Source organism: Spirillospora sp. CA-128828 (genome assembly GCF_050945415.1).
Lineage (GTDB): Bacteria > Actinomycetota > Actinomycetes > Streptosporangiales > Streptosporangiaceae > Spirillospora.
Window position 1 is genome coordinate 7,333,584 of record NZ_CP191986.1, and the last position, 12,080, is coordinate 7,345,663.

12 protein-coding genes and 1 riboswitch are annotated in these 12,080 nt (G+C 69.7%); of the genes, 8 read left to right on the forward strand and 4 right to left on the reverse strand.

What is annotated here, in order from left to right; genetic code table 11:
• Positions 1–469: 469 nt before the first annotated feature.
• The 3 genes from ACQPXG_RS35230 (at position 470) to ACQPXG_RS35240 (ending at position 2,428) form a co-directional block, all read left to right on the forward strand.
• Positions 470–658 carry a hypothetical protein gene (locus ACQPXG_RS35230; protein ID WP_433463463.1) on the forward strand — a complete coding sequence of 63 codons (189 nt, stop codon included), beginning with the start codon at positions 470–472 and terminating at the stop codon, positions 656–658.
• Positions 655–2,091, forward strand: coding sequence for a replication initiator (locus ACQPXG_RS35235; protein WP_433463464.1), 1,437 nt, complete (start codon positions 655–657; stop codon positions 2,089–2,091). Before ACQPXG_RS35230 ends, ACQPXG_RS35235 begins: the two co-directional genes overlap by 4 nt.
• A 214-nt stretch (positions 2,092–2,305) precedes the next feature.
• Positions 2,306–2,428 (forward strand): hypothetical protein, encoded by a 123-nt coding sequence (locus ACQPXG_RS35240; RefSeq protein WP_433463465.1) that lies wholly within the window; start codon positions 2,306–2,308, stop codon positions 2,426–2,428.
• A gap of 842 nt (positions 2,429–3,270) precedes the next feature.
• On the opposite strand, the gene ACQPXG_RS35245 is transcribed toward ACQPXG_RS35240, so the two are convergent.
• Positions 3,271–3,618 (reverse strand): hypothetical protein, encoded by a 348-nt coding sequence (locus ACQPXG_RS35245; RefSeq protein ID WP_433463466.1) that lies wholly within the window; start codon positions 3,616–3,618, stop codon positions 3,271–3,273.
• An 8-nt stretch (positions 3,619–3,626) separates the two neighbouring features.
• Positions 3,627–4,205 (reverse strand): ATP-binding protein, encoded by a 579-nt coding sequence (locus ACQPXG_RS35250; RefSeq protein ID WP_433463467.1) that lies wholly within the window; start codon positions 4,203–4,205, stop codon positions 3,627–3,629.
• On the opposite strand from ACQPXG_RS35250, the gene ACQPXG_RS35255 reads away from it, so the two are divergent.
• A complete protein-coding gene (locus ACQPXG_RS35255; protein ID WP_433463468.1) occupies positions 4,122–4,934 on the forward strand; it encodes a helix-turn-helix domain-containing protein in 813 nt (270 codons plus the stop codon). The two genes, ACQPXG_RS35250 and ACQPXG_RS35255, sit on opposite strands and share 84 nt — an antisense overlap.
• Positions 4,931–5,122, forward strand: coding sequence for a DUF397 domain-containing protein (locus tag ACQPXG_RS35260; RefSeq protein WP_433463469.1), 192 nt, complete (start codon positions 4,931–4,933; stop codon positions 5,120–5,122). Before ACQPXG_RS35255 ends, ACQPXG_RS35260 begins: the two co-directional genes overlap by 4 nt.
• Positions 5,123–5,212: 90 nt before the next feature.
• On the opposite strand, the gene ACQPXG_RS35265 is transcribed toward ACQPXG_RS35260, so the two are convergent.
• A complete protein-coding gene (locus ACQPXG_RS35265) occupies positions 5,213–5,884 on the reverse strand; it encodes an exodeoxyribonuclease III (RefSeq protein ID WP_433463470.1) in 672 nt (223 codons plus the stop codon).
• 225 nt (positions 5,885–6,109) lie between these two features.
• On the opposite strand from ACQPXG_RS35265, the gene ACQPXG_RS35270 reads away from it, so the two are divergent.
• Positions 6,110–7,261 (forward strand): FKBP-type peptidyl-prolyl cis-trans isomerase, encoded by a 1,152-nt coding sequence (locus ACQPXG_RS35270; protein ID WP_433463471.1) that lies wholly within the window; start codon positions 6,110–6,112, stop codon positions 7,259–7,261.
• 212 nt (positions 7,262–7,473) lie between these two features.
• On the forward strand, positions 7,474–10,146 hold the full coding sequence (locus ACQPXG_RS35275) for a transglycosylase domain-containing protein (protein WP_433463472.1): 2,673 nt from the start codon (positions 7,474–7,476) through the stop codon (positions 10,144–10,146).
• Positions 10,147–10,175: 29 nt separating this feature from the next.
• Here the strand turns inward: ACQPXG_RS35275 and ACQPXG_RS35280 are convergent, their stop codons facing one another.
• Positions 10,176–10,556: a hypothetical protein gene (locus ACQPXG_RS35280; RefSeq protein ID WP_433463473.1), complete on the reverse strand. Its 381-nt coding sequence runs from the start codon at positions 10,554–10,556 to the stop codon at positions 10,176–10,178.
• Between the two features lie 50 nt (positions 10,557–10,606).
• Positions 10,607–10,723, forward strand: a riboswitch (SAM riboswitch).
• A gap of 41 nt (positions 10,724–10,764) precedes the next feature.
• On the opposite strand from ACQPXG_RS35280, the gene ACQPXG_RS35285 reads away from it, so the two are divergent.
• Positions 10,765–12,018 (forward strand): aminotransferase class V-fold PLP-dependent enzyme, encoded by a 1,254-nt coding sequence (locus ACQPXG_RS35285; protein WP_433463474.1) that lies wholly within the window; start codon positions 10,765–10,767, stop codon positions 12,016–12,018.
• Positions 12,019–12,080 lie beyond the last annotated feature (62 nt).

Below are 12,080 nucleotides of genomic sequence, written 5' to 3' on the forward strand. Positions count from 1 at the left end.
TCATCAGCGGACGCCACCGGACGCCAGCGGTCACTCACGGACAACACCGCACAGCGCGAAAGGCCCTACGGGTGGGGCCTTGTCGGGGTTCGGTTGTCGCTACGCCGTGGCAGTCTTGATCATGGAGTCGCGCGAGCGTCTTCGTGACAGGCAAGTGGCATGCCGGGTCGGCTCCGGCACCGGGGTCCCCGTGAGGGGACCTCACACCAAGAGGACAGCCGCACAACATCATCTACGCACAGGCAGCAGCCAGGCCGGGTGGGCTCCGGCACCGGGAACAGGCGCCCAGGCAGGAAGGCGTTCCTGCTGATAAGAGCCTCATAAACCGACAGCCCTGACAACTTCTCTCAGATACGCCACTCGCCGAGAAGCATCTGACCATTCGGGTTGGCGTCAGCATGCCCGCCGTCAGATGCTTCGGCTCGAAGCACACCGCGCGCTCTTTCCGCCGAGAGAAGGAGCGACAGGGGTGGAACCCAGTCCGGAAGCCATCGCATGGGGCAAGCGCCAGGCCGAGCGCTCCCCACGCTGGACCGATGCCAAGTGGCGCAGGGTGGGGACGATCTTCGGGGTTGTGCTGTCCCCCGAAGCCTTCCCCACCGAGCGGGACCAGGCCGACGACGACCAGGACGACCAGATCATGCGGGACGCGGCATGAGCGCCCCGCAGATGCCCGAACTCCCACCCGAGGTGGCCGCCGCCGTCCAACGCGCGGCCATGCCCGACTTCCCCCGCTGGCACCAGATGATCAAGTCCACCGGAGGGTGCGAGCAGCCGGTACGGCTACGCGGCGAGCGGATCACCCTGGACGGCGAGACCGGAGAGCTGATCGAGTCCTACTCCACCGACGACGAGCCGACCGGCTACCTGATCACCGCCTGCGGAAACCGCCGCGCGTCCCGCTGCGCCGCCTGCGCCGAGGTCTACCGGGACGACACCTACCACCTGATCATCTCCGGACTGACCGGCGGGAAGGGAGTCCCCGAAGAGGTCAGCCAGCACCCCCGCGTGTTCCTCACCCTGACCGCGCCCTCGTTCGGCGCCGTCCACGCCCACCGAGCCAAGGCCAGCAAGCCCCAGCCATGCCGCCCCCGCAGGGACGACCCCGTGTGCCCGCATGGCCGCCCGGAGGGATGCCGGGCACGGCACCAGGCCGACGACCCGCAGGCAGGGCAGCCGATCTGTGTCGACTGCTACGACTACCCCGCCGCCGTGCTGTGGAACGCCCACGCCCCCGAGCTGTGGCGACGCCTGACCCTCACTGTGCCGAGGCTCATCACGGCCGAGCTGGGCATCACCCACAAGGCCCTACGCGAGCAGGCCCGCCTGTCCTACGCCCGAGTGATCGAGTACCAGCGGCGCGGGTTGATCCACTTCCACGCCGTGGTGCGCCTGGACGGACCGGACGGCCCCGACCAGCCCCCGCCCACATGGGCGACCACCGAACTGTTGGAGCGCACCCTCCGCACCGCCGCCGCACAGGTCGAGGTACCCGCCCCACACGGGGACGAGGCCAGCCCGCCGCACGTCCTGCGGTGGGGCCGCCAACTCGATACCCAGGCCATCCGGGTTGCCACCGAGCTGGACGGCATCGCCGACAAGCACGTAGCCCGCTACATCGCCAAGTACGCCACCAAGGGAGCCGAGGATTCCGGCACGGTGGACCGACCGATCCCGTATGCCACACACATCAACTCGCTGAAGGTATCCGAGCATGCCCGCCGCATGATCTGGACCTGCTTCACGCTCGCCGATCTGCCGGAATACCACGACCTACGGCTACGCAACTGGGCTCACATGCTGGGGTACGGCGGGCACTTCTCCTCCAAGTCCCGCCGCTACTCGGTCACCCTCACCCAGCTACGCCAGGCCCGCACCGACCACGCAGCCGAAGCCGCCCGCCAGGCCGAAGGACGCCCCGAGCCCGATCCTGATCGGAACGTGGTGACCACCGGGCGATGGAAGTACCTCGGAAGCGGTCTGCTCCACGGTGAGCACTTCTGGGCGGAGCAGGCCCGCGACCGCGTCCAGAAGGCGAGAGCCATCCGGAATCAGCTCACCGAGCGTGACGAAGAGCGGATAGCGAGCTAGCCCGGACCACCAGGCGTCGAGGACTTTCATTACAGGGTCAAGGCGCCCGCTACGCGGTCGCTGGCCGCCGCCCAGTCTCAGCAGGGGAATCGTGAACTGAGTCACGCTCTGGCAGAGGTGGTTGCCGTCCCCGAAGCATCCAGGACGATCGTAGAAGTCGATCCAGAGCGGATCGCGTACTCGCAAGGAGTACCAGAAAACCGAGGAGAACGAGATGACCACCGAGCCTGGCCCCTTCACGCCGGACCCGACCATCAACGACATCCTGGACGCCGCCGAGGCGGAGGGCACGGAAGAGGCCCTTGAGGCGGCTGACGAGCAGATCAACAACCTGTAAGAGCCGCGCACCGCGCGACTCTCGGTAGCACAACCACCGGTTTCCACGCCCCTGGCGTGGAAACCGGTTCTTTTTCGCGCCAGATCTCATCATTACCAATCAAGGTGGTGGTGCCGCAGGCCGGTTCCGGGCTTGCACGGGGACCCCTCGCGGGGCCTCGCGACGGGCCATTGCGGGCAGGCAGGTGCCGCCCGTCCGCCGGTCAAGGCTACGAGGCCCCGCCCCCGCGCAAGTCCGGAACCGTCCAGCTTCAACGCGCGGCGCATCTGACGCGAATGGCTTTGATCTCTCCAGGGGGCGCGGGGGCGGGTGCGTGGTTGGGCCCGTCCACCGCAGGGCGGGACCGTGGACGGCCGCCGCGCCTTGCGCGTGCGGCCTGGGGGCCGTTCGCGGCGCGGCCCCGACCACCGCCCCGCCCGCCGTGGACGGCCCGCACGTGCCGCACCGCGCAAGCCGAGGCAGCCCCCGCGCAAAGACAGGCCGTACAAGTGCCGGGCAGCGGCTTCCAGTCCGGGCGACGCTTGAGACGGAATTGCCGACACGGCGCCGGCCGAACTCCCTCACGGTCGCCCCTACGGGGTGGCCTGCGGCCATTCCGTCGGCCCCTTCCCTGTCAGCACGCAAGGGAAGCCGCGGCCCTCGTGTCTGCGGAACCGCACCAGGCAGAGGCGGTCAGAGGTGCTCATGTTGGGCTCCGCCTCCGCACTGTGGGAGCACCGTGCGGAGGCGGAGCGGTGTGGCGACGGTCGCCCGTTCTCCCCAGCAAGGACGAAGCATCACCACCCATAGAAGAAGGACGGCCCTCTCTAGGCCCGCTCCCCTGGACTCGTCCCTCTCGTGGTCTACCGGGCGTCGGAGAACATGCGGTGTACGAGAAGGCTGTCTACCTGCTCAGCCGCCGCCTTCGTGTCCCCGCAGGGGAAGAGGTAGCCGCACCGTCCGCGTTCTGCGTCGTGATAGGCCCACATGCCACCGGAGGTGGCGAGCACGCTCACCACCAGGCCGACCACTCCGGCCGGACCACTGGCGTAGACCCAGAGCAGCGGCACGGAGACCGGGAACTCTTGGGAGCGGTACAGCTTGACCAAGCGCCAGCCGCGTGGCTGGAGCGCGACGGCGAGCAGGTCAAGATTCCGCTCTGCGGTGGTGCGTCCCAGAAGCGTCCGCCAGCGCAGAACACAGCGCTCCACTCGCTTACTCAGAGGGCACACTTGGCCCATACGATCTTTCCGCCTTCCGTGATCGGGCGCGTTCCCCAGTCGCGTACGAGCTGCGACATCAGCAGCAGGCCCCGGCCGGACGTCGCCGAGAAGTCCTCCGAGCCGACCACCGGCAGGCCCTTCCCCTTGTCCCACACCTCGATCACCGCCAGGTCCGCGTGTACGTCGCGGAAGACGCGGAGGATGATCGGGCCCTCACCGTGCCGGTAGGCGTTGGTCACCAGCTCACACGCCACCAGGCGACCCACGTAGTCGTCCGCGCATCCCCATGCGTGGAACTGCACCGCGAGGAAGTTCCTCGCCAGGGCTGGCGCGCGATCGGTGGGATCAAGGAGGAGTGTCGGGATTTCGGGGGCGGGTGCAGGCATCGCTACGACCTTCGGAACGTCTGCGGTTGCTTTGGCTGTCAAGCGTGCCTGCGTCGGGCTACGCTCGCTACGTTCCGGAACGGTCCGCAACACGCGGGAGAAGCCATGCACGCGCGGGAGTCGCTCGACCCGGCAAGGTCGATTTGGCACTTCATCGCGGTTCACCTGCGCCGCTACCGTGAAGCGCATCAGATGTCAGGGCAGGCTCTTGCCGACCTACTTGAGTGCGACCGTTCCACTGTTTCCAGGTACGAGTCTGACCGGCTCAGGCTCAAACGGGAGCACGCGGAGATCATCGACCGCGTGTGGAACACAGAAGGCATGTTCACGGCCCTGATCGGGTTCGCTGAGCGCGCTGACGACGGCGACTGGCTGGTGGAACTCGCGGAGTTCGAGGCCCGCGCAACACGGATCAGGATGTGGGAGGCGTCAGTCGTTCCTGGATTGCTCCAGACGCCGGACTATGCGCGTGCCGCACTGAACGCCGGAACGGCGGACGACCCCCAAGCGACCCTTGAGCGGCGGCTGGCACGACAGGCAGCCGTGTTCGACAAGCCGAAGCCGCCGAGGGTGACGGCCTTGCTTGGCTGGGCAGCAGTCGAGCAAGTGGTGGGAGGCGCTGATGTCATGCGCGGCCAACTCGCTCGGTTGATCGAGCTGAGCGAGCTTCCCCACGTCAGCGTCCGGGTTGTGGAGAAGAGCGCGGGTGCGCATCCGGGGCTCGACGGTCCCTTCAAGATCCTCACAGTCGGGGATCGAGATCTCGCCTACACCGAAGCAGCGACGCGTGGCCGCTTCCTCACGGACCCCTTTGATGTGCAAGAAGTGGCAGTAAGGTACGACTTGGTTAGCGACATAGCCGCCCCGGTCGGCCCAACTCGGGCCTTCCTGGAGGCCGAATTGGAGAAGTACACATGACCCAGTGGCGCAAATCGAAGCGCAGCGGTACGGGCGCGCAGTCCGACTGCGTGGAGGTTGCGAACCTCTCCGGAAACATCGGCGTGCGCGACAGCAAGGACCCAAGCGGACCCAACCTCGCGCTCTCGGCCGCGTGCTTCCGCCAGCTCGCGGCCGACATCAAGCGCGGGACCCACGACATGCCCTGAGTGGCGCGCCCCAGGGCAGAGGCCCTGCGTAAGACAAGAGCCCCCGAGCCGTACAGGCCGGGGGCTCTTGTCTTGTGGTCTGGAGTTACATCAAGGTACCTTCTGGTCCCAGTACGTGTAGGGGTGAGGGCCCTTCATGGGGGTCGGGACGACGTCGTGCAGGCCGAGGTCACGGAGTTCGGCGAGCGCATGCCGTTCGGCGGGTGTGACGTGGGTGGAGCCGACGAACACGGCCGGGTCCCAGACGTCCTCGTCCGTCGGGGCGACGTTGTAGTCGCCGCACGCGACGAGCGGTGTCCCGCCGGCCAGTTCGGCGGCGAGCGCCTCGCGGAGGGCGGCGAACCACGCGAGCTTGTAGGCGTAGTGCGCCGAATCCGGTGTGCGGCCGTTCGGCGCGTACAGCGACCAGACCCGGATCCCGCCGCACGTGGCGCCGAGCGCGCGGGCCTCCGGCGTGAGCGGGACGGGCTCGGACAGCTTCAGCTGCTCTTCCGCCTCGCCCTCGTAGGCGGGCTCGCCCGGGAAGCCCTCGGAGACGTCCTCGATGCCGACCCTGGAAAGGACGGCCACGCCGTTCCACCGCCCGTCCCCGCGCGCGGCGGTCTCGTAGCCGAGTTCCTCCACCTCGGCGGCCGGGAACTGGTCGGCGCGGCACTTGGTCTCCTGGAGGCAGACGACGTCCGGCCTCGTCTCGTCCAGCCAGGAGAGAAGGCGCGGAAGGCGTGCCTTGACCGAATTGACGTTCCACGTCGCGAGCCGCATCCTCCCAGCCTGCCATCCACATCGGGCGTGGGGGCGTGAGAAGGGGTGGCGGGCGGCGTTATCCTGGCGGCTTCCCCTGTCCCCTGCCAGACGGCTCCGCCTCTTGCGCGTGACCGGTAGATTGCGGGTCGGCCTCCTTTACATGGTTTTCACGCTGTGCTTAGCCCGGCCCTGGAAGGGTGGTCACGTTCGTGGTGTCGTCGAACCCGGAGCAAGTGAGGAAACATGTCCGAGGATGACAAGCCCCGGGGCAAGCCGGCGGTCAAGGCGAAGGCGAAGATCCCGAACGCCCAGAGCATCCGCAGCCCCGAGTTCACCCCGCACGGGATCAGCGCCGGCCGCGGCAGCGGGCTGAACCGGCCGTCCGCGCTGACCGCCAAGGAGGCGAAGAAGCGCCGGATGATGATGATCGCCGGGATCGTCGTCGCCGCGCTGGCGATCTCCGGCGGCGTTTACTGGTGGGTCAACCGGCCCGACCCCGAGGTCAAGGTGACCGGCAAGTTCGCCGCCGAGCCCAAGGTCGAGATCCCGACCAAGCTGGCGCCCACCAAGACGCTCAAGGTGACCACGCCGATCAAGGGCACCGGTCCCGCCGCCGCCGACGGCGACACCGTCTACGTCCAGTTCGCCACCTACAAGTGGTCGAAGGACAAGGACGAGGAGAACTCGCGGGTGAAGAGCTCCAGCGAGAAGGTCCGCTCGTCCTACGAGGAGGGCCAGCAGAACCCGCAGGGCGGCGGCCCCATGCACCTCGTCGTCGGCAAGAGCGGGCTGAAGGACATCGACAAGAGCCTGGTCGGCAAGACCGCCGGCAGCCGGCTCGTCCTGCAGCTCCCGCCGTCCAAGGAGCTCACCCAGCTGAGCCCGCAGCAGATCTCCGCCAAGGACGCGATCCTGTTCGTCATGGACGTCCAGGCCGTCGTCCCGAAGAGCCAGCAGCCGCAGGGCACCGCGCAGAAGCTGGACGACAAGTCGCTGCCCAAGGTCGAGGACAAGAGCGCCGGCAAGGAGCCGAAGGTGACGGTCCCGGGCAAGGACGCGCCCGGCAAGCTGCAGGTCAAGACCCTCGTCCAGGGCAACGGACCGGCGCTGGCCAAGGGCGACGAGGCCGTCGTCAACTACACCGGCAAGATCTGGAAGTCCGGCGACAAGTTCGACTCCAGCTGGGACAGCAAGCAGCCGGCCACCTTCCCGATCGGCACCGGCCAGACCATTCCCGGCTTCGACAAGGGCCTGACCGGCGCGAAGGTCGGCAGCCGGGTCCTGCTCGTGCTGCCGCCGGACGAGGGGTACGGCAAGAAGGGCAGCCCGCCCAAGATCAAGGGCGACGACACCCTGGTGTTCGTCGTGGACATCCTCGCCAAGGTCTACAAGTGAGCTGACCGCGGCGTAGCCGCGCGAGCGGCGGGCACCCGGCCGGGTGCCCGCCGCTCGGCGTTCTCCGGAAAACGGTGTTGCGACATCCGTCACGACAACCGGAGAGGCGGATTGCCCGTCTCCCTATTGGGAGGCCATGAGATGCGCATTGGGCGGCCCGGCGCACGGATCCCCTCAGGTATCGTCTGTAACGCATTGACCACGGGGGGCTTGTGAGCGACAGCGAAAAGAGCCCGGAGGGTGAGGAGCCCACCGGGACGGGCGAGGTGGACCGCGACGACACCGACGGCGGGGCGCCGGCCGGCACGGACGGCCCCGCGACCGCGACGCTGACCGCGGACACCGCATCGGATACCGAACAATCCACCCAAGACGCAGAATTCGCCCACGAGGCCGACATATCTCAGAACGGCGACAAGAGCGTCGGAGAGGCGGGCGGCGCGGGCGACGAGGCCGAATCGCGCAAGGCCGATGGCGCGGACGATGGCGCGGACGACGCCGAATCGTCCGCCGCCGAGACGGCCGAGCCCGCCGAGCCCGCCGAGCCCACCGGGACGACCGAACCCGCCGAGCCCGCCGAGGCTGCCGAGGCTGCCGCGACCGCCGCATCCGATGCGACGGCGCCGGATGGTGTCGAGAAGCCGGCGACCGGTGATACCAAGACCATGCCCGCCGCCTCGTCCAAGCACGGCTCGTCCAGCCACGGAGGGCCGCCGCCCGGCACCGGCCCGGGACGCGGCGGGCGCGGCGGGGGCAAGGGGCCCGGCAAGCCGCGCAGCCGCAGGAGGAAGTTCCTCCGCCGGACACTGTTCCTGCTGCTCGGCTTCATCGGGTTCTGCATCGCCGCGTTCGCCGTCGCGTACCTGTTCACACCGGTGCCGTCGGCGCAGGAGCAGGCGATCGCCCAGGGCCCGACGTTCTACTACTCCGACGGCAAGACGGAGATCGCGAAGACCGGCGTGAACCGGGACGCGGTCAAACTCGACCGGATCCCCAAGAGCACCCAGGACGCGGTGATCGCGGCGGAGAACCGCAGCTTCTACAGCGACCCCGGGGTGTCGGTCCAGGGCACCACGCGGGCGCTCTGGTCCACGGTCAGCGGCCGGCAGCTGCAGGGCGGCTCGACGATCACGCAGCAGATGGTCCGCAACTACTACGGCGGCATCGGCAAGGACCGCTCGGTCACCCGCAAGCTCAAGGAGGTCATGGTCTCCCTGAAGGTGGGCCGGGAGAAGTCCAAGGGCTGGATCCTGGAGCAGTACCTCAACACCATCTACTTCGGGCGCGACGCCTACGGGGTGCAGGCCGCCGCGCAGGCCTACTACGACAAGGACGTCTCGGAGCTGACGCCCGCGGAGAGCGCCTACCTCGCCGCCGCGATCCAGCAGCCGAGCAACTTCGCCGAGCCGACCGGGGCCAACCGCGTCTACGCCGAGCAGCGCTGGCGCGCGGTCGTCAACAACATGGTCCGGGACGGGGCGCTCAGCTCCGCCGAGGCGGCGTCGCTGAAGTTCCCGGTCCCGGTCAAGGAGAAGATCACCGACGTCCTCAAGGGCCAGCGGGGCTACATGGTCAACGTGGCCAAGAAGGAGCTCACCGAGCGCCGCGGCTACAGCGAGGACGAGATCAACCGCAGCGGCCTGAAGATCACCACGACGTTCGACAAGCGGCTGATGGACGCGATGAAGCGGTCCGTCACGCAGAACACCCCGACCGGGATGAGCAAGAAGATCCGCACGGGGGGCGTGTCGGTCGACCCGTCCACCGGGCAGGTGCTCGCGTTCTACGGTGGCCGCGGCTACCTGGAGGAGGCGCTGAGCAGCGCCTTCGGCGACTGGGCGCAGGCCGGGTCCGGGTTCAAGCCGATCGCGCTGGCCGCCGCGCTGGACGACGGGAAGTCGCTCGCCACCACCTACGACGGGAGCTCCCCGCAGTACTTCGGCGGCTCGTCCATCAAGAACGACAGCGGCGAGAACTTCGGGATGGTGAACCTCGTCACCGCCACCGAGCACTCGATCAACACCGCCTACGTCAACCTCGGCCAGGACATCGGCAACGAGCAGATCGTCAAGATGGCCGAGAAGATGGGCATCCCCTCGTCCCAGATGAAGCCGGCGCAGCGGGACGCCGCCACGTTCCCGCTCGGCATCGTGTCGCTGCACCCCGTCCAGCAGGCGGGCGTGTACGCGACGTTCGCGTCCGAGGGCGTGCACCGGACGCCGTTCGTCGTGAAGTCCGTCACCGACAACGAGAACCACAAGCGCACGTTCACCGAGAAGGGAAACCGGGCGTTCAGCCAGCAGAACGCGCGGGACGCCACGTACGCCATGCAGAAGGTCGTGCAGGGCGGCACCGGGACGGGCGCGCAACTGCCGGACGGCCGCGACGTCGCCGGCAAGACCGGCACCACCGACGAGGGCCGCGCGATCTGGTTCAACGGGTTCATCCCGCAGATGGCGACGACCGTCGCGATGTTCCGGAGCGACGGCAAGCCGCTGAACATCCCCGGCTACGGGTCGTACGGCGGGCAGCTGCCCGCGCAGATCTGGCGCTCGTACATGACCGACGCGGTGAACATCAAGGGCTACGAACCCGAGTCGTTCGGGGAGCCGTCGATGACGCCGGGCGGCGGCTACGGCGCGCCGACGCAGGAGCCGACCCAGGGCGGCCCGGAGCAGCCGGGGCCGACCGGCCCGTCCGCGCCGCCGCCGTCCACGGAGGCGCCCGACACCCCGGCGCCGCCGACCGGCCTGCCGACCATCATCCCGCCCGACCCAGGCGGGGGCGACGGAGACGGAGGTGACCCGGGCACCGGCGATGGTGGCGGGCCCGGGGACGGAGGCACCGGCGACGGCCCGATCGGCCGTCTCGGCTCCAGCGGTTAGGGACCGACCTCAGGCGCAGGCCTGCGCCTTCAGGCGCAGGCCTTGCCGATGCGGGCCGGTGTGTCCTTCATCACGGCGTCGAGCTGGGAGACGTCGCCGCCGCCGACGCCCGGTGCGGCGGCGCGGAGCCGGTCCGCCTCGGTCGTCAGCGCCTTCTTCAGGGCGTCGTCGTCGGCCTGCTTCGCCAGCCCGTCGACGCGCCCGGCGAGCTGCTCGGTCGCCTGCCGCCACCGCGCGGGCTCCGCCGCAGGAATGCTCCGGACCTGGGCGATGTACTGCTGGAACGCCTTCTTCGTGTCGGTGCACACCTGGCCGGAGTTGCCGCCCGCCATCCCGCACGCGCCCAGCAGACCGGACGCGCCGAGCGTCACCGCGCCGGCGGCCAGCGCCCGAACCACCCCGTACCGCATCGCACCCTCCCTCTTGCTCCCCGATGGGACCCGCATATACTTCCGCACTAGGTCATGAGCGCCAGCGTCAAGCCCCGGCTTGCTGGCCGGCAACCCTTCGTCCGCGATGGGGTGCCCCGGGTGAGGACCTGGCCGGACGCGGCATCGCGTCCCGGCAAGCGCGGATCCCGACGGACATCCCGGGGTCCCTGACCCGGAAGGTTCCGGCATGCCCACGCTGCTCGCTCCCATCACGCCCGCTGTGACGCGTCCCGAGGGGGTCCGGGTTCGCCCGATTCCCCGCGTCGTCGGCGCGGACGTCCCCGTGCCGTTGCGGGACGGGGGCCACGTCCCCTACGCCAACCTCGACTACGCAGCCAGTGCGCCCTGTCTGGAGGCGGTGAACGAGGCCGTCACCCGTGCGCTGCCGTACTACAGCAGCGTCCACCGCGGGGCGGGCTACGCGTCCCAGGTCACGACCGGCGCGTACGAGGAGGCGCGGGAGACGGTCCGGTCGTTCCTCGGCGCGTGGCGGCGGTCGGCGGTCGTGTTCACGCGGAACACGACCGACTCGATGAACCTGCTCGCGCATGCCGTCCCCGCCGGGACGAGCGTCGTCGTGTTCGAGACCGAGCACCACGCGTCGCTGCTGCCGTGGAAGCGCGCCGTCCGGCTGCCGGCGCCCGCCACCCCGGCCGAGGCCATCTCGGCCGCCGACCGCGCGCTGCGCGAATCCCCGACCGGGTCGCGGCTGCTCGTCGTCACCGCCGCGTCCAACGTCACCGGCGAGCTGTGGCCGCTCGGCGAGCTGGCGCGGGTCGCGCACCGGAACGGCGCCCGCATCGCGGTGGACGCGGCGCAGCTCGTCCCGCACCGTCCGCTCGACATGACCGCGCTGGACCTGGACTACGTCGCGTTCTCCGGCCACAAGCTGTACGCGCCGTTCGGTGCGGGCGTGCTCGCCGGGCGAGCCGACTGGCTGCGCGCCGCCGAGCCGTACCTGAAGGGCGGCGGCGCGAGTGCGTCGGTCGGGCCGACGACGCGGTGGGCGGCGTCGGCCGAGCAGCGCCACGAGGCAGGATCGCCGAACGTGCTGGGCGCCATCGCGCTGGCCGCCGCGTGCGAGACGCTGTCCCCGGCCTGGGCGGACGTGGCCGCCCGCGAAGAGGCGCTGGTGGAGCGGCTGCGCTCGGGGCTGGCGGCGCTCCCGCACGTCCGGGAGCTGAGGTTGTGGGGCGACCGGGCGCCGCGCGTCGGGATCGTGTCGTTCATCGTGGACGGGTGGAACGCGCGCGACGTGGCGCTTACCCTGTCGGAGGAGCACGGCATCGGCGTCCGGGACGGAAAGTTCTGCGCGCACCCGTTCGTCCGGCACCTGCTGGGCGGGGAGCGGACCGCCGTCCGCGCGAGCGTCGGCCTCGGGACGAGCGAGGAGCACATCGACCGCCTCCTCACCGCCCTCGCGGAGCTGGCGGCGCGCTGACCTGCGGACTCTCCCGGGCGGACAGATGATTATGCTCTTTGGTCCTGTTCGCCCATGTAGCG

Excerpts from the sequence above, each read along its gene's own strand:
- ACQPXG_RS35235 (WP_433463464.1), top strand. The coding sequence starts at position 655 with ATGAGCGCCCCGCAGATGCCCGAACTCCCACCCGAGGTGGCCGCCGCC.
- ACQPXG_RS35240 (WP_433463465.1), top strand. The coding sequence starts at position 2,306 with ATGACCACCGAGCCTGGCCCCTTCACGCCGGACCCGACCATCAACGAC.
- ACQPXG_RS35255 (WP_433463468.1), top strand. The coding sequence starts at position 4,122 with ATGCACGCGCGGGAGTCGCTCGACCCGGCAAGGTCGATTTGGCACTTC.
- ACQPXG_RS35250 (WP_433463467.1), bottom strand. The coding sequence starts at position 4,205 with ATGCGCTTCACGGTAGCGGCGCAGGTGAACCGCGATGAAGTGCCAAAT.
- ACQPXG_RS35260 (WP_433463469.1), top strand. The coding sequence starts at position 4,931 with ATGACCCAGTGGCGCAAATCGAAGCGCAGCGGTACGGGCGCGCAGTCC.
- ACQPXG_RS35265 (WP_433463470.1), bottom strand. The coding sequence starts at position 5,884 with ATGCGGCTCGCGACGTGGAACGTCAATTCGGTCAAGGCACGCCTTCCG.
- ACQPXG_RS35270 (WP_433463471.1), top strand. The coding sequence starts at position 6,110 with ATGTCCGAGGATGACAAGCCCCGGGGCAAGCCGGCGGTCAAGGCGAAG.
- ACQPXG_RS35280 (WP_433463473.1), bottom strand. The coding sequence starts at position 10,556 with ATGCGGTACGGGGTGGTTCGGGCGCTGGCCGCCGGCGCGGTGACGCTC.
- ACQPXG_RS35285 (WP_433463474.1), top strand. The coding sequence starts at position 10,765 with ATGCCCACGCTGCTCGCTCCCATCACGCCCGCTGTGACGCGTCCCGAG.